Here is a 22933-nt window from a genome sequence, read left to right as displayed (position 1 = left end):
GCGCGGTGGAGTTCCCCATTCCCGCCCTCGTGGCCACGGATCTGCACTTGGTGATGTGCCGTGTACTGTGCCCTGTCACCTGTGCACCGTGCGGGGCTGCTCTGTGCGAGGAGGGATTCGAACCCTCAACGCTGCCCGCCGCGCTGCCAGGAAGGGAGCCGAATACCCGTCGGCCCGCGGGTCGTGCACGCCTCCGCGACCACTACCTGCTCCACCACGCTCCCGGTCAGTCCAGCAGGTCGACCTCCCAGTTCGCCCGCTGGATGCGCACGTCCAACTCGCGGATCTCCCGCGCCAGCGCGTCGGCCTGCGCACGCAGTTGCGCGACCGGCAGCGCGGCGAGCATCTTCAGTTCCGAGCGCAACTGCCGACCGGGCACAGGTACGCCGGGCCCGCGCTGACTGCGGCCTGCGGCCGCGTCCGCGGCAGCTGTGACCACCGCGTGCCGCACGCGTAGAACGTCGCGGTGGGCCAACGCGTCGGTGATCGTGCCGTCCTCGGCGATGTGCGCAGCAGCGTTCGTACGGTTGATCTGACGGATCAACGCCTCAAGCTCGTCGAGCACTGTATTGACCTCAGTCAGCAGCGCCTGCGCGTCCTCGGCTGGCTCCTCGCCCTCCTGATACCGCGCGTTGCCGACAATCCGCACCCGCAACTGCTCGACTCTGCGCGTGGCGTCCGCACGCAAAGCCAATGCCTCCGCCAGCTTCATTCCCCTACCCCAGTGCCTGTTCGCATCGACCAACTATGCGCCGCCAACTGCTCCCCGAGCACACCATTTCTCACCGCGACGAGCCAGAGACCGTTGGCAGGCTTAGTTCGGGACGACACTCAGTAAGCAGCCTGTTCGGCGAGGACTTCGGCGATCGGCCGCGGACCGGATCGGCTTGAACGCAGAGCAGCGCGAGCCTTCGCCGCGTGGCTCTCCACCTGGCCAGTTGTCAGCGCTCACGTAATTGGACCGCGAAGCTCGAAATCGCTCACGTAATGGGACCGGCGGTCGCTCGTCGTGGACCGTGTGGTCGCTCGTGATGTTCGTCGTGGGGGCGACGAACGTTCGGACGTAGTTATCAAGACCATGTCCTCTTCTCGTCCATGATCGCCTGCTGTCGGCCCTGGTGGCTGGGGAGCAGATGGCGAGGAGGACTTTCTACGTGATCGATATAACCGAGATCCTGGTGCACTGGTATGCCGGTCGGTCTCAGCACGATGTCGCCGGTTCTTTGGGGGTGAACCGCAAGACGATCAGCCGTTATGTCGAGCCAGCGATCGCCGCGGGGTTCGTTCCCGGTGGCCCGCCGGTGAGCGAGGCGCAGTGGGCGGCGCTGGTCAAGGATTGGTTCCCGTACCTGACGGACACCCGGTTGCGGCAGGTGACCTGGCCGGACTTCGACAAGCACCGGGAGTACATCGTCGAGATGCTGCGGGCCGGGGTGTCCAAGGCGACGATTCATCAGCGGCTGCGTGACGAGCGCGGGGTGACGGCGTCGGTGGCGTCGTTCAAGCGGTATGTCGCGGCGAACCTGGCCGAGGACGCGGTGCGGGAGAAGGTGACGGTGCTGCGCCCTGACCCGGATCCGGGGTTCGAGGCGCAGATCGACTACGGGATGCTGGGCTCCTGGACCGATCCGCGCACCGGGGCTTCGCACCGGATGTGGGCGTTCGTCATGGTGCTCTCGCATTCCCGGCACATGTTCGTCCGGCCGGTGGTCTCGATGGACCAGGCTTCCTGGACGGCCAGCCACGTGGAGGCGTTCGCGTTCTTCGGCGGGGCCCCGGCCCGGCTGGTGCCGGACAACCTGAAGACCGGGGTGGACAAGCCCGATCTCTACGACCCGAAGCTGAACCGGGCGTATGCCGAGCTGGCGGTGCACTACGGCGTCCTGGTCGATCCCGCTCGTGCACGCAAGCCGAAGGACAAGCCCAGAGTCGAAAGACAAATGCCTTACATCCGTGACTCGTGGTGGAAGGGCAGGGAGTTCGCCAGTGTCGCCGAGATGCAGGCCTCCGCGCTGCACTGGTGCCGCGAGGTCGCCGGGGTGCGCAGGCACCGCTCGTTGGACGGCCGAATGCCCGCGAAGGTGTTCGACGAGGTCGAGGCCGGCACGCTTATCCCGTTGCCGGACCGGGCGTTCACGCTGGCGGAGTGGTCGCGGGCCAAGGTCGGCCCTGACGTGCACGTGAAGTGCGGGAAGGTGCTCTACAGCGTTCCGTGGAAGCTGGTCGGGCAGCACGTCGATGTCCGCGCCACCGCGACGATGGTGCAGGTCTTCCACCACGGCGAGCTGGTCAAGACGCACGTGCGCGCCGAGAGCGGACGGCGGACCGACGTCGCGGACTACCCGCCGGAGAAGATCGCGTTCTCGATGCGCACCCCGGCCTGGTGCCGGGAACGCGCCGAGCGGACCGGACCCGCCACCGCCGCGATCATCGCCGAACTGCTCGAGGGCGAAGCGCTACACCGGCTGCGCTCGGCTCAGGCGATCCTCGCGCTGGCCGGCAAACACACCGACGCCCGCCTGGAGGCGGCCTGCCGCAAGGCCGCGGCGGCCGGCGACCCGTCATACCGCACCATCCGCAACATCCTGGTCCACGGCCTGGAGGACATCGAGCCCGAACGGCCGACCGGCGACGGCGGAGCCCCGGCGTTCCTGCACGGCCCCACCCAGCTGTTCGCCGACGTCATCGCGTTCCCCGCCCCCACCGTCGAGACGACGCACGCCGCGAACGCCGACCAGCGTCGCGAACCCGGCGACCACGAGCAGCAAGAGCCCGCCTCGTGAACCACACCGACACGATCCACCTCGCCCGCAGCGACGCGCTCGCCCTCGCCGAGCTGCTGCGCACGCTCGAGACGGTCCTGGACATGGACGACGCCTCCGCCGCCGACGCCCTGGACGACCACTTCGGCTTCGACGGCGCCGTCGACATCCTGCTCACCGCCGCCGGCCTGCATGCCGATGCCCTCCAAGCCCTGCTCACCGCACCCGCTGAACTCTCCCAGAAGACTGAGACGACACGATGACGATCCTGCGCCCCGCACTGGCCGACAGCCTGCGGGCCCTGAAACTCTCCGGCATGCTCGAAACCCTCGACGCCCGTCTTGACCAGGCTCAAGGCGGCGACCTGGGCTACCTCGAGTTCCTCCAGATCCTGTGCGACGACGAGATCACCCGGCGGGAACAGCAGGGCATGGCCCGCCGCCTGCGCCGCGCCCGCTTCGATCTCGAGACCACCCTGGAAGGCTTCGACTTCACCGCCTCGCCCAAGCTCCCGGCCGCCCAGATCCGCGATCTGGCCGCGCTGCGCTGGCTACACGCGGGCGAGTCGATCATCCTCTACGGGGCCGTCGGAGTGGGCAAGACTCACGTCGCCCAGGCCATGGGCCACCAGGCGATCCGGGCCGGAGCCGAGGTCCGCTTCCACAAGACCAGCCGGATCCTGGCGGACCTCGCCGGCGGACATGCCGACCGCACCTTCGACAAGCGGCTGGCCGGACACGTCAAGGTCGACCTGCTCATCCTCGACTTATACCGAAGCCGTGATTATGCCGATTCCGGTGGAAGGCCGCAGGTCGTCCGTCTGATGTCCGCTGACAAGTCGGAATAATCCACTGATGCTTCTCTTACCGGTCGATCACCGATGAGGGAGGCGTTATGGATGTACCGGTCGAAGGTCCGCTGGCGCGGCACACGGACGGCTATCGGCACTGCTTGGAGCAGCGTGGCTATTCGCCCAGGGCGATCGGGGAGCGTTTGGAGTTGCTCGGCGGATTCAGCGGGTGGTTGCAGGAGCACAGGTTTCCGGTCACGGAGTCGACACCGGCGCGGGCGCAGCAGTTCCTGGACGCGCGCCGGACCGCCGTGCGCGAGAGGGTGCCGACCCTGCGGGCATTGGCCGAGTTGTTCGAGTTCTTGCGCGGCGAACGGGTGCTGTTGCTGGAGCGGGCGCAGCCGTCGCGGCTGGAGGATCTGCTGGACTGCTATGGCCGGTACCTGGAGCGTGATCGAGGCCTGGCGGTCTTGACTGTCGTTCGGTATCGGCGGATGGCCAAGCGTTTCCTGGCGTATCGGGCGTCTTCGGGCGGCGGTGAGACCGGGATCGACGGCCTGGGCGCCGCCGAAGTCCACGGGTATCTCTTGGAGTGCCGTTCGCGGCTGGTGGTCGAGTCGGCCAAGCGCGAAGCAGCCGATCTGCGCTCGCTGCTCCACTTCATCTATATCCGGGGCCTGACGAGCACTGATCTGGCGGCCGCGATCCCGCCGGTGGCCGGGTGGCGCGATGCACGACTGCCTGCCACGTTGACGGCCGCGCAGGTCGCCGCTGTACTCGAGGGCTGCGACCGGTCTCGACCGGGAGGGCTTCGCGACCACGCGATCCTGAGCCTGCTCGCCCGTCTGGGGTTGCGCTCTGGCGAGGTCGCCGCGCTGCAACTGGCCGACATCGACTGGCGGGCCGGAGAGATCCGGGTGCGGGGCAAGGCCAGGCGCGACGACCGGCTCCCGTTGACCGCAGAGGTCGGCGAGGCGATCGCCTGCTACCTGCGTGGCGGACGGGTGCCGTCGTCATCGACGAGTGTCATCCTCACCAAGTACGCGCCGTTCCGACCGATCCACCCCAGCTCCATCACCCGGGTTGTCTATGCCGCTTGTGAGCGGGTCGGGCTGGCTCCGGTCGGTGGCCACCGGCTGCGCCACGCGCTGGCTACCGAGATGCTGCGCCAAGGCGGCGACCTGCTCGAGATCGGCCAGGTGCTGCGGCACCGAGATTTGGCCACCACCTCGGTCTACGCCAAGCTGGACCGGGCGGCGCTGCAGACCGTGTCTCGTCCCTGGCCTGGAGCGCAGCGATGAGCCCGTGGGGCGATCGTGCCGAGGAGTACCTGTGGCTGCGCCGAGCTTTGGGGCACGAACTGGCCGAAGCGAACCGGCTGCTGCCGCGATTCGTCGCCTACCTCGACGCCTGCGGCGCCACGAGCATCACGATCGAGGCGGCGCTGGCCTGGGCGGTGCAGCCCGAGGTCGGTGCGGACAGCAAGGTACGTGCGCGACGGATGACCGTGGTCCGTGGCTTCGCCCGCCACATGGCCGGCATCGACCCGGACACTCAGATACCGCCGACGGGCCTGGTCCCCTACCGCCAGAGGTGGCGCCCTCCGTTCATATACACGGATTCAGATATTCAAGCTCTGATGCAGCAAACAGCGCGGACCATCCCCACTGCGGCGCGGGCCGCCACCTACCGGACCGTGATCGGACTGCTTGCGGCTACCGGCATGAGAATCGGCGAAGCCCTCCGCCTGGAACGCTCCGACGTCGACTGGGACGATCGCGTCATCACCATCCGGGCGTCGAAGTTCGCCAAGTCCCGCGAACTGCCCGTTTCCTGCTCGGTAATAGAAGCCCTGGCCGCCTACGCCGGGGAACGCGACCAACTCCTGCCCCGTGTACAAACACGCACGTTCTTCATGTCCACCACCGGAACACCCGTCATCTACGCCGACTTCGGAGCGACGTTCCGCACCCTAGTCCGCGACAGCGGCGTCGGGCGGGACTCCTCCACCCGACCGCGCACCCACGATCTGCGGCACATTGTCTCTGCTTAGTTCCCGTGTGGCGATAGCCGAGTAGGGCGCAGGTGGGTGGCGGGTTTGGGGCTTGCCCCGGCCCGTGTCGTGTTTCTATGGTCGGCTCTCATGATCCTGAGTTTCTTCTCCTCCACCGGCTGGCGCTCGTGGGACCTGGAGTACCGGCCGTTGATCCCCGAGGGCATGCCTGTGCTCGTCGATGAGGACCTTCGCTTCGAGGACGGCCCGGCCGCGCCCCGTCCGGCCGCGGTGGTCAACCGGTGGCTGCGGGAGTTGCCGGCCAGCGGGGCGCCGTCGCCGAGTTCGTGGGAGAGCTACGCGCGGGCGGTGAAGGGCTGGGCGGAGTTCCTGGCCGTGCACGGGGTCGGGTTGTTCGATACGCGGGAGCGGCTGAAGGCGGGGTTGAGCCGGTATGCCGAGCATCGGGCGGCCGGGCCACTGGCCTCGAGGTTCGCGGCGACGACCTGGGGCCAGCATATGAGCATCCTGTCGCTGTTCTACCGGTGGGCGATGGCCGAGGGCTATGCGGCGGCCGAGCCGTTCACCTATCGGGCGGCGCGGGCCCTGTTCGCGGGTACGGGCCGGGAGGTGCGGGTGAACCTGGCGGTGCGCCGCACCCCGAAGCCGCACGTGACGATCAAGTATCTGGAGCCTGACTTCACCGAGCTGCTGCGCCGGGGATTGCGCGGGCTGGCGCCGGACGGCTCACAGGACACTGGCTTCCACGGCCGGGAACTGGCCCGCAACGGCGCGGTCGGCGATCTCGCGCTGGCCACCGGGCTGCGGCTCGCGGAGTTCACGTATCTGCTGCCCTGGGAGATACCCGCCCTGCCACCGGTGCGCAGCGCGGTGCCGATCGCGTTCCCGATGCCGGCCGGGATCACCAAGGGCCGCAAGCACCGCACCACCTGGATCTCCTTCGAGGCCTTGGCCGCGGTGCGCGACTACATCCACTTGGAGCGGGCGGCCACGGCGGACGGCACGACGTGGCTCCCGCCCCGGCGGTGGGGTGATCCGCTGATGGTCACCGAGCCCGACGAGCGCGGCGGGCTGATCAACGGGATCCGGCGCCCCTGGGCAGCGCTGACCCCGGGTGAGCGGCGCCGCCTGGTCGCGCCCTCGGGCGGCTCGTGCCTGCTGGCGGTCAAGGCCGGCGGCGGCCCGTTCACCGCGTGGGCCAGCGTGTTCGAACGCACCTCGGACCGCATCCGCGCCCGGTTCGAGCCCCGGTTCCCCCACGTGAACCCCCACCGATGCCGCCACACCTTCTCGATGCGAACCTTGGAGTACCTGGTCACGGGGCACTACCGGCAGGCGGCGAGGCTGGTGCGCGACACCGATGCCGACGCCGCGCTCGCCTTCTATCTGTCCAAGACGGACCCGCTGCTGGTGCTGCGCGACCTTTTGGGTCACTCGACTGTCCTGACAACTGAGAAGTACTTGAAACGCCTTGATACCACCAGGATCTATCGGGAGGCGTACGAGGGCGCCGGGGCGACGGCCGGGCTGCTCGATACCGCCGCGGCCGAGCGCGAGGCCGATGCGGAGTTCGACGGGGAGAACGAGGCCTGATGCCCACGATGGTCGTGGAGGAGCCGCTGGGCGTGGTGTGCGTGTTCAGCGACGGAAGCAGGGCCGAGTTCGCGCTCGACGCCCTGCCCAACCCGCGCCTAGCTCGTGACCTGGCGCTCGGCCTGGTGGAGCTGATCCATCCGCACGGCTCGGTGGATGCTGCGGGCTCGGTCGGCCACTACGCCCGCTCCCTGAGCCGCATGGTCCATGTCCTGGCGCAGCAGGGCTTTTCCGGCGGCGCCGGTGATCTGCGCCGGGGCCAGTTGGCGCAGTTCTGGATGGCCGGGCCTACTCATCTGGAGGCGATGACCCGCAGCCTGGTGGAGGGCTTCGCGCGTGCCGGAGGCGTCCTGGGCACGGGAGTGCTGGAGTTGGCCGCGGGCCGGCACTTCAACATCCAGCCCAACCGGCAGCCGTTGCCGCCGTATCCGGAGGCTGAGTGGGAGCGTCTGGGCGCGGTGTGCCGCGCCCTGGTCGAGGAGTCCTACGCCGCCCACCGCAAGACGCTGACCTCGGTCGCGGGTGCCCGGCACCCGGCCGAGGGCGGATGGACGGTGGAGAACTTCTGTTGGCTGCTGGCCCGCACCGGGCCGATCGGCACACCGGATTTCGCCCGCGCCCTCGGTGTGACAGCCGCCGTGTTTCGCAATCGCGGCGGCGCCGTGCGCCTCTACCAGGCGATGACGTCGGTGTTCCCGCATCTGGACACGCTGATCGCCTACCGGCTGTTGTTCGGGATCTACTCCGGGATCGTTCCGGACGGCATCGCGGACCTGGGTGTCGGTGACGTCGAGTGGGCCGGGGACTGCACGGTCCTGCTCTCTTATGTCAAAGGCCGAACCGCAGCAGAGAGCCTGAACCTGCCACGCCCGGCGGTGCGGCTGCTGGAGCGGTGGCTCGCGCATTCGGCGCTGCTGCGCAGCCTGGTTACCGCGCCGGAGCGCGACAAGCTCTGGCTGGGGCTGAGCCAGGTCGGCAACGCCCGTCTGGTGCGCGAGGTCGATCGTGTCGCTGTTCAACGATGGGTCCGCCGCTTCGGGGTCGCGGGTGAGGACGGGCAGCCGATGAAGGTCCACCGGGCGCGGATCCGCACCACCCACCACGCCATGCGCGAGAGGAGCGGCTGGAGCGGCAGCGCCCGGGCCACGATCGACCCGAACCACACCCCGGCCGTGGAGGGCGACCACTACCTGACCGCCACGACACCGGCTCAACGCCACGCCGTCGAGACGATCATGGAGGACGCCCAGCACGACATCCTGCGCCGCGCCCACCCGCCCACGGTGATCACCGAGGAGGACGCGGCCGCGCTGGCCGAGGACTATCCGCAGCTGGTGGCCCGGCTTGGCCTGGACGACGCGGCGATCGCCGAGCTGGTCGGCGGAGAGCGCGACGTGTTCACCGCTGCCTGCGGCGACCAACTCTCCGGGCTGCACGGCCCGGCCGGAAAGCCGTGTCCGGCCCGGCCCTGGGTCTGCCTGCTGTGTCCGCTGGCGGTGTTCGCCCCACGCCACGCGGCGAACCTGCTGCGCCTGAAGGCGTTCTTCTCCCGGCAGTGGCAGCAGATGCCCGCCGCCCACTTCATGGCCGTGTTCGGCCCGTACGCCGCGCGGATCGACCAGGTACTCGAACGATTCGACCCCGCCGGACTGACCGCGGCGGCGGCCGAGGTCTCCCACACCGACGAGCAGATCCCGCTGCGCCCCGAGGAGCACACGGCATGAGGGCACTGACCGCCGCCCACCGGCCTGCCGACGCCTCGTCCTCACCGTTTGCCGGGGCCGATCTCTGCGACCAGGCGGGGCTCTCGCTGCCCGGCGACGCCGCCCGCCCGGTCTTCGACCACGACCTGTGGGACTTCACCGGTGTGATCGGGCTGCCGGTCCAGATGGCTCCGCGCGCACGGCGCTTCGAGTTCACCCAGGTCGTCGATCCTGGCTGGCGCCTGGTCGCGAAAGAGCTGATCCTCGCGATGCTCGCCCCGCACCACCCGGCAGTCGCCTTGCTCCCGCGGGCTTATCGCACGCCCCTGCACCTGCGCAGCTGCGCGGCGCGGCTCGACGAGCTCGTTCGGTTCTTCACCTGGCTCCACGAGCGGCGCATCAGCAGCCTGGCACAGCTCGGCTCCGCAGAGTGCGAGGCCTACCTGGCGCACCGGCGCTTCGTCCTGGACGATCACGGCTGCGTCGTCGGGGAGCAAAGCCCCGGAATCAGACGCTCCGCCGCGCAGGCCATCATCGACCTGATCGACTACCGGGAGCTGTTCACCGCCGACCGTGTCCGGCCCGAGCTGCGGCCCTGGGGCGGGGCCTCGGCAAGCGCGATCGCCGAGATGCGTTCGGGCCGCCAGGGCAACACCACCGAGCCGGTGCCCAACACGCTCCTGCAACCCGTGCTCGCCGCGGCGCTGCACCTGGTCACGGTGCTCGGGCCGCACACCGCCGCACTCCACCGGCACGTGTGCGAAACACGACAGATCTCCTCGCTCCAGGCCGCAGGCCTGCGCCACGGTTCACCGACCGCCATCGCGGATATCAAGGCCGTACTCGAGCACCACTACGTCGCCGCCGGCATCGCCCTGCCGATGATCGAAGAGCACGACGTGGAACCGAGGCTGGCCGCCGACTGGGCTCCCGACGACCCGCTGCTGATGGTGGCCACCGGCATCCCGGCCAGACAGGCCGGCTACACCCAGCTGTGGGCCAGGTGGATGCCGTTACTGCGCGGCCCGTTCCTCGACGCGGTGGCGCAGGTGGGAGTGCAGAAGCAGTTCGGCCGCGACGCCGCCGAGACCCCTGCCGCCGACGGCTGCGGGATGCTGCCCTGGACCCTGCCGCTGCACCGCAGCCAGGCCGTCGCCCTGGTCGGGATCGTACGCACAGCGGCGATCCTCCTGCTGGCGGCGGCTGCGGGGATGAGGGCCAGCGAACTGATGGAACTGCGCATCGGCTGCCGTCGCCCGGTCGAGGAGCCGGTCCCCGGCCTGCGCCGATACCGAATCGCCAGCAAAGTCATCAAAGGCCAGCCGCTGGGCGGCACCGCCGACGAATGGGTGGTCATCGAACCGGCCTACCGGGCCGTCGAACTGGCCGAACAACTCCACGACACCCAGAACGAAGGCGGCCCGCTGTTCGGCCGCTTCGACTTCTACACCCGCTACACCTGGCTGCGCGCCTGGGTCAACTCCCCGGCCGGAGCGCGCCTCGGCCTGGCCCCGATCCCCGAGGGACGCATCACGCTCAGGGCGCTGAGAAGGACACTCGCGCTGGAGATGGCCTACCGTCCCGGCGGGGTGCTCGCCACCAAGATCCATCTGAAACATATCGCTGTCGCGGCGACAGAGGGCTACGCCTCGCGCCCCGGCGGCGCCCAGGCCGAGCTGCTGGCCGAGGTCAACAAGCACGAAGCGGACCGCAACCTCGAACTCGTGCTCGCCGAGTTCCGCAACTACCAGGAGGGTATCCTGCCCGCCGGCCCCGGAGCCCGCAGCCTGACCGAGTTCTTCGCCAGCATCGACCCCGGCCCAGCCACGCCGGACGCCGCCGCGCCCAGAACCCAGCGAAGCGACCGCGACATCCTGAACCTGCTGACCAAGCGGGCCAAGACCCTCCACCTCGGGACGGCGAACTACTGCTGGTTCACCGACCCCTCCCGGGCCCTGTGCCTCAAACTCGCCGGCACCCCGACCGCAGACCGCCCGCTGGTCGGCATGTGCGACTCCGCCCGCTGCCCACAGGCCACCCACCACTCCTGCCACCGGCCGGTATGGGCCGAGCACGCCGAGCAGACCAAGACGTTCCTCGGAGCGCTCGGCAAAACCCGCGCCACCGAACGCTCCCGCCTTAAGGCCGACCGCGAGCGGGCCCTGCGCGTGATCGCAGAGATCGACGCCGCCACGACCACCGCTTCGGATCAGGACACCGCATGAGGATCACCGCAGCCCAGCGCACCGAGACCGAGAACCGCATCCGCGCCGCCATGGACCGACTGCTGCGCGGCGAGATCCCGCCCGGCGGGAACTGCGACATCAAGACCCTCGCCCGCGAAGCCGGAGTCGACCGCACCGCCTTCTACGGTAGGCGCCCCTACGCCCACCTGCGCGAAGAATTCGAGCAGCGGCTCGAACGCCTCCGTCAGACCGGCGAGACCCCTGACCCGCGCACCGCCCAAATCCACCGCCTGAAGAACGACGTCGCACAGCTCAAGGCGCGGCTGGCCCGCGCCGACCGCACGATCGAGGAACTCACTGACCTCCGCGGCCAAGCACTCTCCCGCCTGGCTGCCCAACACGAGGAGATCATCAGGCTCCGCAGTGCACTGAACAGCCCCGACAACGTCATCTCGCTGCGGAGCCGGCCCGCAGGGGCATCACATTGACGGCCCCCGAGCACACAACGCCAGGCCCGCGGTCACTCCAAAGAAAGCCGCGCCAGCACTCGATCCCGCAAGAGTTCGTATTCTTCACGGCAACGCCGGGGTGCATCCGGGGGCCGCACGACCACCGCTCCGCCGACCACGAGTTGCCCCGGCCGGAACTGTTCACGCGTCAAGTCCACGTCAAGGCCGCGGCCGAACCGGTTCCAATAGTGGTTTCCGACCTTGCGACCATCGACATGGACCTCGCCGAGCACCAGGTCGCCGCCGAAAAGATCCTGGACGACGAACGCCGTCACACCGCACTGGCCCAGACTGGGATTGTCCGGACGCCACTCATCCACAGCAGCCGGATCACAGGTCTCGACACTCCAACTCGCACGCACAGCACGTTCAACGTCAGCGAAGCTCAACACAGACACGACCGAGATGATGGCAGCGGCCACCGACAAACCCCCCGCACGCCGATGCCCACAAACGACCTCATCAGTACTCGAACGACATGACGTGCGTCACACCCAAAACCGGGAATCGCATCACGCCGCAGCATCTCACTCGCAGAGAAGTCGTTCACCGAACCACCACGCGAATCGCCACACGAGGCCCGTCGCACACGAGCACTGCGGAGAGAAGGCACACCAACGCCATGAGCCTGCTGCGCGCCGGCGTCGACACCACCGTGATCGCCCTGTGGCTCGGGCACGCCGACACCCGCTCGACTCAGCCCTACCTCCACGCCGACATGACGATCAAAGAACGCGCACTCGCCCGGACAACACCACCCCACGTCAAGCCCGGCCGCTACCGCCCGAACGACGAGCTCCTCGCGTTCCTCGAAGGCCTGTGATTATCCCGACCTCCAGCACCCAACCAGCCGACATCGAGCAGGTCACGCCCATCGCTCGCGCACCAATCGGCATAATCACGGCTTCGGTATAAGTCGAGTTACTCCGACATCGGAGTAACTGGACGACTTCGCGATGCGGGAGTTCACCCCCACCCAGGCCGACGACCTCTACGAGCTGATCTCTCAGCGGGTCGCCGAGGCTCGCTCGGTCGTGATCACCGCCAACCGCGCACCCCAGGACTGGTATCCGCTCTTCCCGAACCCGGTCGTCGCAGAGTCCCTTCTAGACCGGCTGATCAACACGAGCCACCAAGTCTTCATGAACGGCCCCTCCTACAGACCCAACAAACGGCCGAAGGCGGCGACCAGCGCCACGAAGTAGACCCGATCAACAGACCAGGGCCGGCCCCATAACGTGAGCCGACCCTGGTCCAGTTACGTGAGCGCCCACACCAGTCGTTGCCGGCACGTGGTCTGGCAGATGTCCGATCGGCATGAGGTGGTCAAGGTCCGGGCGTTCAGACCGCGTGCGTGTCGGCGGCTGCATCGACATCTTCTCAAGCCGCGCGTGCAGCACTGCGACGCGGTTGTTCACTCCGCCCCAGTCGCCGGACACGGTGTCGCGCAACTGCGCGACGGGCCAGCCCGCCCGGAGTCTCGGCACGATCATCTCCAGCAGTCGACCCGCCTCGTCAGAACGCAGAGGCCGGCCGAGGTCGAGATGGGCGAGCAGCACGACGGCGGCCGTCTGATGTTCGTCCTCCTGCGGAGCGCCCTCCTGCCTGTCTTCCTCGCTGTTCGGATGCGGGGCGGCCGCAGCCGCAGAGCCGGACACCCGGGAGGAGGTAGGTGAGGGGATCTGAGGGAGTGAAGGAAAGGGCGGGACGCTCGTCCTGCCTTCGCTGGATGATGTTCCCCCCTTCCGGGATCCTCGTCCCGCCTTCACGGGACCGTCGTCGTTCGTTTCGACCGGCAAAGGCGGGATGGCCATCCCGGCTTCGACTGTCGAAGGGGGGACCGGCGTCCCGGCTTCGACGCCACCCACCGGCTGAGTGTTCTGGGTCGGCGGAGCAAAGCGGGGAATGCGGTAGAGCGTCCGCGCTCCGTGGTGCGCGTAGATCGGCTGACCGCTCCTGCTCTTGCCTACTGGCACACGAACCTCAAGCCCTCGCGCGGCGAGCCGCTGAAAGACCTTGCGCACGCTGTCTTCCTGGAGTCTGCTCCGGTGGCAGATCAGTTCCATGCCAGGCCAGCACTCGCGGGTGGCCTCGCGTGCCTGCTCGGCGAGCACGACAAGCACCACCAGTTCCGCCTGCGTCAGTTCTCGCGGTGCATGGTCGAGCACTTCGACGACGAGCGAGATTGCCACGTGTCACCGCGCCGTCTCGGCCGGCGCGTCCTGGAGGCCGAGCACCCGCAACACTTCGGAGGTGGGCACGACGTAGCTCTCCCTCCGCCCGGGCACGCGGATCACCTTGAAGTCGAGCGAGCCGGAACGCAGCAGCTCGTAGCCCTTAGTCCGACCAACGCCGTAGATCCACCGGACCGCGGTCAGCCCGTCAATACGTACGCCCCGGGCGATGATCTCCTCGCGCGTCGGTGCGGTGCGGCTGATCACGGTGCCCCACCCCCAGCGCGGCACGCGTTGGCAATCGGAGCCGGGCTTTCTCGCCATTCGAGCACGTCGGAGCGGTTGTAGCGCCGGTGACGCCCGACCCGGAACGACTTCGGCCCGGTCTTCTTACGCAGGAGCTCGGCGGTCTCCAGGTGCGTCCGCGACCGCTCCGGGAGTTGCATCCCTTCAGTCACTATTGCGCCTCCCCCGCGTAACTGTGATCCATAGACACAATCCAAGCGTCGCGCAACACTTGTCGTTGTGTCAAGGGAGCAGCTATTGTGTCTCTGTGACGCAACCCGCCAACGAGACTCCGACCCAGACCTTCGCCGCGCGCGTGCGCCAGTACCGGACCGATCGGGGCTGGAGCGCCCGCGTTCTCGCGGAGAAGTGCCAGGAGGCCGGCTTGAAGTGGGAACGCGACGTCGTCGCGAACCTCGAGAGCGGACGGCGCACCTCGGTAACGCTCGATGAACTGCTGATTCTCGCCCTCGTCCTGAACGTGCCGCCGATACTCCTGGTGACACCGCTCGGCACCAAAGACGTGCAACAAGTGGCGCCGAACGTCCGGGCGACACCATGGGACGTCTACCGGTGGTTCTTAGGGGAAATCGCCGATCCGCGGGGGGATGAGTTCGCTACTGCGGAGGCGAAGAACAACTGGTCAAAGGCACACGAGGCCATCCGCCTCTACCAGAAGTTCTATAAAGGCATCGACGACGTGCGGCGCATGCCGACCGACGACCAGTTCGCTAGGTACGCCGGTGCGCTCCACGCCATCCAAGTTGCGCTAGAGGTGCAGGAAGAAATGGCGCGTGCCGGCGTGCTCGCGCCGACCATCGGCGAAGAACTCGAAACGCAATTTGCGCATCTGAAACGTGTAGCGGTCGCTGAGACGAAGGAGGAGGGTGACAAATGAAGGGCTCGACGTTCAAGCGATGCACGTGCCCTGTTGTAAAAGATGCCAAGGGCCGACGACAAAATTGTCAGAAGAAGCACGGTTCGTGGTCATATGTTCTTGATATCGGCATCGACCCGGCTACCGGCAAGCGCAAGCAGTTCAAGCGCGGCGGCTTCAGGACACAGACAGCCGCGCAGGACGCGCTGAACGAACTGCTGGCTAAGGTCCAGCAGGGCACGTTCGTCCCGGACGCCTCAATCACGGTGGGCGAATGGCTCACGCAGTGGGTGACCGAGCGCGAGACGGTCAAGAAGATCAAGGCGTCGACCGCTGAGGGTTACCGGGACCACATGCGGCTGCACCTGGTGCCCGCGCTCGGCCATATCAAGCTGCGAGACCTACGACCCGGGCACGTGCAAAAGTTGCTCACCGACCTGACGGACGGGCGCAAAGCCGCGACGGTGCTGCGCGTGCACGCGACACTGCGCAGCGCGCTGACCACCGCGGTCAAGAAGGGCCTGATCGCTCAGAACCCTGCAACCCTGGTCGAACTGCCGCAATCCACGCGGCCGAAGGTGCGCCCGTGGGAAGCAGCGGACCTCGGAACGTTCCTCGACTCGGTCGCCGCGCATCCTCTCGCGGCACTGTTCGAGACGATCGCCGGTGCAGGCCTGCGCCGCGGCGAAGCGCTTGGCCTGCGCTGGTCGGACGTGGATCTGACGGGCCGGTTCCTGATCGTGCGCCAGCAGATCAAGGAGTGTCACAAGGTCCGCACCGGCCAGCAGCCAGTGTGCCCGGTGTGTGGCGAGCGGCATCCGGGCGTGCGGTTCGACACCCCGAAGTCGACCGGCCGCGCCGAGAACCCAATCGAACTCGACGACGTGGTGATGGGTGCACTGCTCGCGCATAAGCTCGTACAGGACTCCGAGCGGGCCGAGTGGGGCGACGCCTACCGGGACCACGACCTGGTGTTCGCGCAGCCCGGCGGCGATCCGCTCAACCCCACGGACGTCAGCGAGGCGTTCCGGGAACTCGTCGACGCGGCCGGGCTGCGCCGCATCCGGTTGCACGACCTTCGCCACGGCCACGCCTCGCTGATGCTCGCTGCCGGCGTGGACATGTCGCTGGTTTCCAAGCGGATCGGGCACAGCTCGCAGGCGATCACCGTCGACACGTATGCGCACCTTCTGTCCGGCGTCGGCCGCGAGGCCGCAGAGAAGGCCGCTGCTTTGGTGCCGCGAAAGCGGCGTGACCAATCGGTGACCAAAGATGTTGCCAAGGCCGAGTCTGATGGCGTTTCCGACAGCTCCGCTGCAGGTCAGAGCCTTACCGATGGTGGGGCGCGTGGGACTCGAACCCACAACCTACGGATTAAAAGTCCGATCTCTGATATTCCGGTACAGATCTCAGTGGGCTGCCGCGTCCATCTCATCCCATTTCATCCGGACTCCTCACCCCGACTCTACCGCCGCATGCCACGTCGCACCAACCCATCACGGGCGGCCCGCTCGCACGCCGCTCTCATCAGGCCGCCGACACGCACGTCATCGTGACCGAGCATCTCCCTAGCGGAGACCGACTGCAGACCACCTGAAAAGTGGAATATCCCTCGCTTGTCTGTCAGTTCCTCGCGATCGCGCGGGTGGCCGCCGCGAGGATCGTGGTGCCTAGGACCCATCCGGCGAGCGTGCCCGCCCAAGCGACCCATTCGCCCGCGCCGATCGGCACGTAAGCGCTCTTCTGCCCGAGACCAAGCACAGGCACCAGCAGGTCGAGCGCGTAGATCACCGGCTGAAAGCGCGGCGCCGAGACTGCGACCACGTGGGGCGGGAACGCCGCAAAGTACCCGGACAACGCGGCGACCAGCGCGATGAGCCACAACAGCGCGCGCCCAGGCCGGTACCCGTAACCCAAACCTGCGTCCTGAATATGACCCCACCACCGCGCCGCCAGACGCAGCCCTTGGCGACGGTGGCGCTGTTTGGCCAGATGCACCGTGCGCGCCTGCTCGTCATGGCCAAGGCCGCGGTAGTACCGGGCCAGCTGCTCGTACGGCTGCGGGTGGTAAGCACCGGCCCCGGAGCGCAGCCATCTCAGTGCCCGTGTCACTGATGGATGCGGGTCCAGGGACTCATACGTCAGCCCATCCAGGGCCCATGCTGGGGGCGCGTCGGATGGCTCACCGCGCAGCGTGCCGACCTGGGCGCCAACCAGCGCGATAGTGGCGTCGGACAGATGCGCCTGTTCGAGGTCCAGCGCGCCGCGGATCACCGCATCGGTCAGATCGATCCCGCCGGTAGCGGCGAAGCCTCTACTCAAGGTGACATCGGAGGCGACCGAGAGCCTGGGGGCACGCAGCGCGAGCCCGCCGGGATTGGTCAGCGTCGCGCCCTCCAGCTCCAGCGTCGATCCGATCTGCGCACCAAACAGGTTCACGCCCCCATCGCAGCCGAATCCGCCGCGGCAGTACACCCCGCCACGGACCTTAAGCAGCGGAGCGCTCAACCCCCACCGCGCGCTGCCGCTGCTCAAGCGCGCACCGCTGAGCCACACCTGTCCCTCGATCTCCGCAGCGAACAGGTCGATCGACCCCACGCCGGCAAAGCCCTGATCGAGAATCAGATCCGCGCCGACCTTCAATCCGGGGGCGCGCAGCGCGTGCCGTCCTGGGCTTTCCAGCCTCGCACCGGAGAACTCCAACGTCGCGCCAATACTCGCCCCGTACAGGTTGACTCCCCCCTCCGCGACGAACCCGCCATTACAGTACATCCCACCGCCAACCACAGCCTCAGGGGCGTTGAGCGCGAACCGATCGCCCGCCGAACCTAGACGCGCGCCGTCGAGCACCAACCGACCGGCAACCTGCGCACCGAACAAGTCGAGGCCCACCATGCTCGAGCCGCCCAGATCGAGATCACCCTCAACGCGCAGATAGTAGCCACTGACCTCGGGCATGACGCAGTCGTGCAACGAGAGCCAGGCCAGCCGCGCGCCAACCAACTTGATCGGCTCGTCGAAGTAACAGGACTCGACGATCAAGGGCCGGTCGAACCGCGCATGGCTCATGTCGAGCGAACCGGTGATCCGCGCACCGATCAATGCAACGACACCACCCCCTGGCCCAACAGATCCCGGTCGCCAAGCAGCTCAACCACACACGCGGCCTGGACCTGCCGTCCTGCACCCCAGCGCCGTCCGTTGCGGGCGTTGACAGGATTCCGCCGATTCGGACGCAGGTCCAACGGACGACCCGTCCGCAGCGCCTCACGCAGCCGTTCTCGCACGAGCCGATTCTTCACCCGTCGACCACGCGCTACCGCCACTTTCCGTAACAGCGATGTGATCAAGCGTTGGCCACGGTGACAAACTCAGCGTCGCCAACATCGATGATTTATCACGCTTGATTGGACGGCTCCAAGACATCCGGTGGGATTAGGGGTCAAGCGGTGAGCTGGAGTTCTTTCAGGGCGGTCTTGGGGAACGCGGTGGTTTCGTCGTAAAGGGTGCGGGTTTTGAGGCAGTGGTAGAGGCTGCCAAGGAGTTTGTTGAACAGTCGTCGCAGGCCTGCCGCGTGGTACTGCCCGGCGCCGCGCACGACCTGACCGCGGCCCGCACGCACGGCGTCATCGCCGCACTGACCGGCGCCGGGGTGAGGGTGTGGGCGGACAAGGGCTACCAGGGCGCCGACGGCACCGTGAGCGTCCCGTACCGTGGCCGCGGCACAACCTCGGCCCGGGCAAGCAGGCCGTCAACCGCTCCCACGCGAAGATCCGCGCCGTGGGCGAACAGGCAAACGCCGCACTCAAGACCTGGCGCCTGCTACGCAAACTGCGCTGCTCACCCAGCCGAACCACAGCTCTCGTGCAAGCCGTCCTCGCGCTGCACCGGCAGACAGCGCACTGAGGTTGGAAAAGGCTCAGTGAGTCCCCGGAATTCGTTCACGGCTGACCGCTTGATCCGGGTGAGCTCACCCCTGCCTCAGCCAGAGTCCAACCGCATGCAGCAGACGCAAGACAGGGCTATTCAACTATGGCAGGCAAACGAGGCCATAGCCGTCACGGCAGTCGCGGCGGGCACGCCGACCAAGGGGCCCGCCGCTGCTCAACCTCGCAGCTGCGTCCGTGCGCTGAGCAACTCCGTCTCGGCCTCGACGAAGGCGGTGATGCGAACCGTGACGTACCCGAGTTGGTGGTTCACCCGGATCATATGGACGTTGTCAGCCCCCGTGTTCGTCATTACGGTCTCTACACTCGCCTGCTCTGCTATGAGCCACCGCATCATCTCCGCCTTGATCGCCCTGCCTAGGCCGAGCCCACGGAAATCGCGGAGAACCGCAGTGTCCTGCTGAAAGCAAACTGATGGATACCCCAGGGTATATGCAAGCTCGGTGAACCCCGCGAGGGTGCCGGTGTGCTCGTGCACTGCGGCGACGAAACGGTGGACTCGGCCGGCTGCGCGCACCTCCGCCTCCTCCTGGCGGACACGCGCCGGCGTCCACTCGGGTGGCTGGTAGCTCGAGTCCCCCTTCGGGGCGTCCGCGATACTGTTGCGCAACGTCGCGAAGCCTTCGAGCAGTTCCTCGGGTGCGGAGTCGATCCAGCGGCGCATGCGGAAGCCGCTCGGCGCGGGCGTCTGCCAAAGCTCGGGATCGACCTCCTTGACACGCAGATGCTGTTCTGCCCGCTGCTGCACCTTCGCGAAGCCCAACTTCGTCGCCCACCGGTCGGCCGGCCCGTCCAGGACGATGTTCTGGCCGACGACCAGACTACGTCTCTGCTCCCGCAGGTCGGTCAGCGATCCCGCGAGCAGCTGTGTGCCGATCCCCTCCCGGCGCCTGTCGCTGCGCACGTTCACCGTCACAAAGGCGCTGTTGCTGTTCTCCTGCCCGAGATAGATCGCCCGCATAGCCCCGACGAGCTCGCCCGAATCCCGGGCCGCCCAAAAACTCTGCGGGCCGAAGGCGGTGACTGGCAGGCGCAACTGTTCGACGTAGGAATCGAACTCGGGAGCCGGAAACTCAGGTCTCTGCTCGACAGCGATAGCGGCGGCGAGATCGAACCAGTCGCGCACGGCGACGTCCGACTCGCGGATCGGATCGAATCGCGAAATCTCAATTGTCATCGGCTGGCAATACCCTCTGCTCTCTCGTGTGTCGGCGAATACGTCGGAGCCATGGCGACTGCCGATGTACCGGCATTGACCGCCATCATGAGCGCGATCATGATCAGGCCGAAGCTGAACAGCCCCATGAGCAGGATGATTGCCCCGTGGAGCAGGATAACCAAGAGAAGGCCTACCCGCCGCTGTCTTCGCGGCAACGCCGTCGATGCGGCGATCGAGAGTTCGATGGCAATGACGCCCCAGGTCAGCGGGGCCGCGAGGATCGGCGCGGAGAGTACTTTCTCGGCTAGCGGCCGTAATAGCGCGGGCGCTCCGTAGCTCGGGTTGTCCAAGAGGCTGCGTAGGGCGGTCGCGTGGCGCCATGCCGGATGTGCCAGCTTCGAAAGCGCTGCGCTCAAGTAAATGAATGCGGCTTGGAACCGGATCAGATAATACCCGGCGAACGCGGCGCCGCGCCAAGTCGGCGCGACCGGATAGACCGGTTTCCGCCAGATCCACACACGCTCATCCCCGAGGCATATGGGGATGAGCAGCATCGTAAAGATCTCGGCGACATGGTCACCGCCGTCGATCGTGGTCACGTCTTCGGCGATGCTGAACGCGACGTACCAGTGCGGGATGCACGACCAGCGGGGCCGGTAGCCAGACAGGACAAGCAGCAAGACGACTGTGGCGATCGTGCGTCCGGCGGGATCCGGCAATTGTTCGCCGCCGGTCACACACCACAATGAGGCGGCTTTGATCCCGGTGCACTGGGCCGCGAGCGAAGTGCTGGGAACGCTCATGAACATCTGCCAGTCGGGCGTCGCGAGGATGGTCAGCAGTTGCGCGAGAGCAAGGATTGACCTTGCCAAAGAGAGCATCGCATCGCGCATCTCGAAGGACTCGATCCCGCTCAGCCGCCAGGTCATCGACACGACACCTCAGCCACGCTCACCGATCCAGCCGGAACAGAGTCGCTGCTCTTGCTCGAATCCGCATCCGGGTCCGTCCGTACGAACAGCACGTCTCCGCAGACAGCTGCCGGGGTGAAATTGTCTCGAAACGAGACGATCGGCGCTCGCTGGGCGCACTGAGCCCAGCGGGCGTCGGGACATTCAACCCAATCGACCGGGGGGATGTACTGCGCGAGGTAGTCCACCTCGTAGAATCCGACGTCGCTTCCGTGTCCGATACCCCAGCGGTTCGCGGCCGACATGGTCTTCATGATCAATGGCCGAGAGAGCATGTCCTTCGGGCCGAGCTGGTAAGCGGTGTACGACGCGGCACCCCCGAGCGGTGCGAAGAACGCCCATGACTGTGGCCACACCTGCTGATAGGCGTCGCGCTCCGGCGTGAACCAGCCCTGAGTGAATCGAGCGGGCAACTGTGCGATCAGCGAGCCGCCGAGCAGCACCGCGAGGAGTGCCATGGTGAACACAAACCCTCGAAGAGCTGCCAGCGCCTCGGAGTGTGTCTCGGACACGATGGGCCTGCCTTAGCTGTTCGGTCGGGCTTCGAGCGACCTCATCCGCCATCGCCGCGAGTCATCAGCGGGTCCTGACGGCAGCAGAGCAGAACTCGCCGTCGTCGATACCCGCTGCCCCACTGGCTCGCCGACGTCGCCAAGAAGCGACCGATACTCGGATAGACCGCCGATTTCAGGCGTCAAAGGCCTTACCGCCGTTCGGGACCACGGTCTGCGACTGCGAGTGGTTCGCGTTACCCACCGTGACCAGAGCGACAGCTGCCAGGGCGATCGCCACGGCGGAAATGAGCGCCCGCTTTATACCCATTAAGTCGATCTCCTCCCGTGTACCAACGTGCCCCAGTGCGTTGAGGCCGAACACATGATCTCAGGCGCGCCTACCGCTGTGCTAACGTTTGGCTACTCCGCAACCGTGAGTGCCCGCCATCTGCACAGTCGGCTACCAACTGTGCTGAGCGCACCAGCGGCTGAGACGCCCGTTGAGTGACGTGCGAGGGGAGGCACGTTCGACTTGACTTCGCCGGACCGCGAGGACGCTTCAGAAGTCGATGTACTGAGTGGCCACGCCAAGATCTGGATACTCGGGGAACTGGATCTGGTGATCGGCGGACTGTCACATGTTCCCCGAAGTTCGCGCGAGCGCAAGGTTCTGGCGTTACTCACGCTGAGCGCCAACGCTCCGGTGTCCGTCGACCAGATAGTCGATGCACTCTGGGTGTCCCCTCCTGCATCCGCGCGCCAGCAAGTGCACAATGTCGTGGCAACGCTCCGCCGGGCACTGGCTCCGGCCAATGGCGTATTCACCCTCACCACTGGCGCAGGCTATTACCAGCTCAGCGCCCTGGAGGGTTCAACAGACCTCTCTCTCTTCCGCACGGCCGTCCACCGCGCCGATCAAGCGCTGCGGATAGGGCGGCTCGACGATGCAGCGGAACTGTTCCAGTCGGCACTCGGCAACTGGCGCGGCCCGGCGCTCGGCAATCTGGACAGCCGGCCGCTCGAGAACAGGGCATTGCTTCTCGATACCGAACGCGCTGACGTGCTTGAAAGGTGGGCTGAGCTCCAGATTCGACGCGGGCAGGCCGCCACGGCCGTCACGCCGCTACTCGAACTTGTGGAACAACACCCGCTACGGGAAACTCTCCGAGCCACACTGATGCGCGCACTCCACCACGCCGGTCGCCAGGCGGAGGCGATAGAGGCATTCGAAACGGGGCGTCGCCTGCTCGCAGACGAACTCGGGCTCGATCCTGGCCCGCTGCTCAGGGCAGCCCATCAGCTCGTTCTCACCGGCCACTCGGGCGAATCGGAGACGAACGGCGGTAAACGTTCACCGGTGTCACGGGGCGTGATGGTTCGGGGCGCGTGGTAGCTGCCGTTGTCCGGGTTGGTTTCGGCTGGTGGTGTGGTGGTGGGTCAGGCCGGGGTGTAGCCGGGTGGGAACCAGG

At 67.3% G+C, this 22933-nt stretch carries 22 protein-coding genes and 3 pseudogenes; 15 read left to right on the top strand and 10 right to left on the bottom strand.

The genetic code is table 11. The features are described from left to right. Nucleotides 1-226 precede the first annotated feature (226 nt). Entirely contained in the window at nucleotides 227-712 is a 486-nt protein-coding gene (locus tag KGA66_RS12280; RefSeq protein WP_211467883.1) for a DIP1984 family protein, read from the bottom strand. Nucleotides 713-1154: 442 nt separating this feature from the next. On the opposite strand from KGA66_RS12280, the gene istA reads away from it, so the two are divergent. From istA to KGA66_RS12235, 9 genes and pseudogenes are all read left to right on the top strand, one after another. Beyond that, nucleotides 1155-2783 carry an IS21 family transposase gene (istA, locus tag KGA66_RS12275; protein WP_211467881.1) on the top strand — a complete coding sequence of 543 codons (1629 nt, stop codon included), beginning with the start codon at nucleotides 1155-1157 and terminating at the stop codon, nucleotides 2781-2783. Next, nucleotides 2780-3025 carry a hypothetical protein gene (locus KGA66_RS12270; protein ID WP_211467879.1) on the top strand — a complete coding sequence of 82 codons (246 nt, stop codon included), beginning with the start codon at nucleotides 2780-2782 and terminating at the stop codon, nucleotides 3023-3025. The genes istA and KGA66_RS12270 overlap by 4 nt, the downstream gene beginning before the upstream one ends. Further along, nucleotides 3022-3546 (top strand): annotated as a pseudogene (locus KGA66_RS12265) (ATP-binding protein); the annotation flags it as partial. The gene KGA66_RS12270 and the pseudogene KGA66_RS12265, both read left to right, overlap by 4 nt. A 110-nt stretch (nucleotides 3547-3656) precedes the next feature. Then, nucleotides 3657-4853, top strand: coding sequence for a tyrosine-type recombinase/integrase (locus tag KGA66_RS12260; protein WP_211467875.1), 1197 nt, complete (start codon nucleotides 3657-3659; stop codon nucleotides 4851-4853). Beyond that, nucleotides 4850-5605, top strand: a complete 756-nt coding sequence (locus KGA66_RS12255; RefSeq protein WP_211467873.1) for a tyrosine-type recombinase/integrase — start codon at nucleotides 4850-4852, stop codon at nucleotides 5603-5605. Before KGA66_RS12260 ends, KGA66_RS12255 begins: the two co-directional genes overlap by 4 nt. 90 nt (nucleotides 5606-5695) lie before the next feature. Beyond that, a complete protein-coding gene (locus tag KGA66_RS12250) occupies nucleotides 5696-7159 on the top strand; it encodes a tyrosine-type recombinase/integrase (RefSeq protein WP_211467871.1) in 1464 nt (487 codons plus the stop codon). Beyond that, nucleotides 7159-8883: a hypothetical protein gene (locus KGA66_RS12245; RefSeq protein ID WP_211467869.1), complete on the top strand. Its 1725-nt coding sequence runs from the start codon at nucleotides 7159-7161 to the stop codon at nucleotides 8881-8883. Before KGA66_RS12250 ends, KGA66_RS12245 begins: the two co-directional genes overlap by 1 nt. Beyond that, a complete protein-coding gene (locus KGA66_RS12240) occupies nucleotides 8880-11087 on the top strand; it encodes a hypothetical protein (protein WP_211467867.1) in 2208 nt (735 codons plus the stop codon). Before KGA66_RS12245 ends, KGA66_RS12240 begins: the two co-directional genes overlap by 4 nt. After that, entirely contained in the window at nucleotides 11084-11536 is a 453-nt protein-coding gene (locus tag KGA66_RS12235) for a hypothetical protein (RefSeq protein WP_211467866.1), read from the top strand. The genes KGA66_RS12240 and KGA66_RS12235 overlap by 4 nt, the downstream gene beginning before the upstream one ends. 32 nt (nucleotides 11537-11568) lie before the next feature. On the opposite strand, the gene KGA66_RS12230 is transcribed toward KGA66_RS12235, so the two are convergent. After that, the gene (locus tag KGA66_RS12230; protein WP_211467864.1) at nucleotides 11569-11979 is read right to left on the bottom strand and encodes a YunG family protein; all 411 of its coding nucleotides are present in this window, start codon (nucleotides 11977-11979) and stop codon (nucleotides 11569-11571) included. Between the two features lie 56 nt (nucleotides 11980-12035). Here KGA66_RS12230 and KGA66_RS12225 point away from each other — a divergent pair, with 56 nt between their 5' ends. Together KGA66_RS12225 and KGA66_RS12220 are read left to right on the top strand one after the other, a co-directional pair. After that, nucleotides 12036-12380, top strand: a complete 345-nt coding sequence (locus tag KGA66_RS12225) for a tyrosine-type recombinase/integrase (protein ID WP_211467862.1) — start codon at nucleotides 12036-12038, stop codon at nucleotides 12378-12380. A 118-nt stretch (nucleotides 12381-12498) separates the two neighbouring features. After that, nucleotides 12499-12762: pseudogene (locus KGA66_RS12220) on the top strand (ATP-binding protein); the annotation flags it as partial. 6 nt (nucleotides 12763-12768) lie between these two features. On the opposite strand, the gene KGA66_RS12215 reads toward KGA66_RS12220, so the two are convergent. Together KGA66_RS12215 and KGA66_RS12210 are read right to left on the bottom strand one after the other, a co-directional pair. Beyond that, nucleotides 12769-13749, bottom strand: a complete 981-nt coding sequence (locus KGA66_RS12215) for a helix-turn-helix domain-containing protein (RefSeq protein WP_211467860.1) — start codon at nucleotides 13747-13749, stop codon at nucleotides 12769-12771. Between the two features lie 3 nt (nucleotides 13750-13752). Then, complete coding sequence (locus tag KGA66_RS12210; RefSeq protein WP_211467858.1) at nucleotides 13753-13998, bottom strand: hypothetical protein; 246 nt, start codon at nucleotides 13996-13998, stop codon at nucleotides 13753-13755. Nucleotides 13999-14284: 286 nt separating this feature from the next. Here KGA66_RS12210 and KGA66_RS12205 point away from each other — a divergent pair, with 286 nt between their 5' ends. Continuing rightward, nucleotides 14285-14914, top strand: a complete 630-nt coding sequence (locus tag KGA66_RS12205; protein ID WP_211467856.1) for a helix-turn-helix domain-containing protein — start codon at nucleotides 14285-14287, stop codon at nucleotides 14912-14914. Next, nucleotides 14911-16449: a site-specific integrase gene (locus KGA66_RS12200; RefSeq protein WP_211467854.1), complete on the top strand. Its 1539-nt coding sequence runs from the start codon at nucleotides 14911-14913 to the stop codon at nucleotides 16447-16449. Before KGA66_RS12205 ends, KGA66_RS12200 begins: the two co-directional genes overlap by 4 nt. A 67-nt stretch (nucleotides 16450-16516) precedes the next feature. Here the strand turns inward: KGA66_RS12200 and KGA66_RS12195 are convergent, their stop codons facing one another. Next, nucleotides 16517-17995, bottom strand: coding sequence for a hypothetical protein (locus KGA66_RS12195; RefSeq protein WP_211467852.1), 1479 nt, complete (start codon nucleotides 17993-17995; stop codon nucleotides 16517-16519). A gap of 340 nt (nucleotides 17996-18335) precedes the next feature. Continuing rightward, entirely contained in the window at nucleotides 18336-18515 is a 180-nt protein-coding gene (locus KGA66_RS12190) for a hypothetical protein (RefSeq protein WP_211467916.1), read from the bottom strand. On the opposite strand from KGA66_RS12190, the pseudogene KGA66_RS12185 reads away from it, so the two are divergent. Further along, a pseudogene (locus KGA66_RS12185) lies at nucleotides 18474-18799 on the top strand (transposase family protein); the annotation flags it as partial. The gene KGA66_RS12190 and the pseudogene KGA66_RS12185 sit on opposite strands and share 42 nt — an antisense overlap. A 198-nt stretch (nucleotides 18800-18997) precedes the next feature. On the opposite strand, the gene KGA66_RS12180 reads toward KGA66_RS12185, so the two are convergent. From KGA66_RS12180 to KGA66_RS30960, 4 genes are all read right to left on the bottom strand, one after another. Continuing rightward, on the bottom strand, nucleotides 18998-20017 hold the full coding sequence (locus KGA66_RS12180; RefSeq protein ID WP_211467850.1) for a GNAT family N-acetyltransferase: 1020 nt from the start codon (nucleotides 20015-20017) through the stop codon (nucleotides 18998-19000). Further along, nucleotides 20014-20928, bottom strand: coding sequence for a sporulation-delaying protein SdpB family protein (locus tag KGA66_RS12175; RefSeq protein ID WP_211467848.1), 915 nt, complete (start codon nucleotides 20926-20928; stop codon nucleotides 20014-20016). The genes KGA66_RS12180 and KGA66_RS12175 overlap by 4 nt, the downstream gene beginning before the upstream one ends. Then, a complete protein-coding gene (locus KGA66_RS12170) occupies nucleotides 20925-21482 on the bottom strand; it encodes a hypothetical protein (RefSeq protein ID WP_211467846.1) in 558 nt (185 codons plus the stop codon). Before KGA66_RS12170 ends, KGA66_RS12175 begins: the two co-directional genes overlap by 4 nt. A 175-nt stretch (nucleotides 21483-21657) precedes the next feature. After that, nucleotides 21658-21792, bottom strand: a complete 135-nt coding sequence (locus tag KGA66_RS30960) for a hypothetical protein (protein ID WP_281416577.1) — start codon at nucleotides 21790-21792, stop codon at nucleotides 21658-21660. A gap of 204 nt (nucleotides 21793-21996) precedes the next feature. On the opposite strand from KGA66_RS30960, the gene KGA66_RS12165 reads away from it, so the two are divergent. After that, on the top strand, nucleotides 21997-22857 hold the full coding sequence (locus KGA66_RS12165; protein ID WP_211467844.1) for an AfsR/SARP family transcriptional regulator: 861 nt from the start codon (nucleotides 21997-21999) through the stop codon (nucleotides 22855-22857). The last annotated feature ends 76 nt before the right edge of the window (nucleotides 22858-22933 follow it).

This window comes from Actinocrinis puniceicyclus (assembly GCF_018283645.1).
Lineage (GTDB): Bacteria > Actinomycetota > Actinomycetes > Streptomycetales > Catenulisporaceae > Actinocrinis > Actinocrinis puniceicyclus.
Note: the sequence above shows the minus strand (reverse complement) of the source record. Positions and strands in the feature narration are given on the sequence as shown.

What these genes read in the sequence shown, in the direction of transcription:
- KGA66_RS12255 (WP_211467873.1), top strand. Translation starts at nt 4,850, where the DNA reads ATGAGCCCGTGGGGCGATCGTGCCGAGGAGTACCTGTGGCTGCGCCGA.
- KGA66_RS12250 (WP_211467871.1), top strand. Translation starts at nt 5,696, where the DNA reads ATGATCCTGAGTTTCTTCTCCTCCACCGGCTGGCGCTCGTGGGACCTG.
- KGA66_RS30960 (WP_281416577.1), bottom strand. Translation starts at nt 21,792, where the DNA reads ATGGGTATAAAGCGGGCGCTCATTTCCGCCGTGGCGATCGCCCTGGCA.
- KGA66_RS12235 (WP_211467866.1), top strand. Translation starts at nt 11,084, where the DNA reads ATGAGGATCACCGCAGCCCAGCGCACCGAGACCGAGAACCGCATCCGC.
- KGA66_RS12180 (WP_211467850.1), bottom strand. Translation starts at nt 20,017, where the DNA reads ATGACAATTGAGATTTCGCGATTCGATCCGATCCGCGAGTCGGACGTC.
- KGA66_RS12175 (WP_211467848.1), bottom strand. Translation starts at nt 20,928, where the DNA reads ATGACCTGGCGGCTGAGCGGGATCGAGTCCTTCGAGATGCGCGATGCG.
- KGA66_RS12225 (WP_211467862.1), top strand. Translation starts at nt 12,036, where the DNA reads ATGACGTGCGTCACACCCAAAACCGGGAATCGCATCACGCCGCAGCAT.
- KGA66_RS12200 (WP_211467854.1), top strand. Translation starts at nt 14,911, where the DNA reads ATGAAGGGCTCGACGTTCAAGCGATGCACGTGCCCTGTTGTAAAAGAT.
- KGA66_RS12260 (WP_211467875.1), top strand. Translation starts at nt 3,657, where the DNA reads ATGGATGTACCGGTCGAAGGTCCGCTGGCGCGGCACACGGACGGCTAT.
- KGA66_RS12245 (WP_211467869.1), top strand. Translation starts at nt 7,159, where the DNA reads ATGCCCACGATGGTCGTGGAGGAGCCGCTGGGCGTGGTGTGCGTGTTC.
- KGA66_RS12240 (WP_211467867.1), top strand. Translation starts at nt 8,880, where the DNA reads ATGAGGGCACTGACCGCCGCCCACCGGCCTGCCGACGCCTCGTCCTCA.
- KGA66_RS12280 (WP_211467883.1), bottom strand. Translation starts at nt 712, where the DNA reads ATGAAGCTGGCGGAGGCATTGGCTTTGCGTGCGGACGCCACGCGCAGA.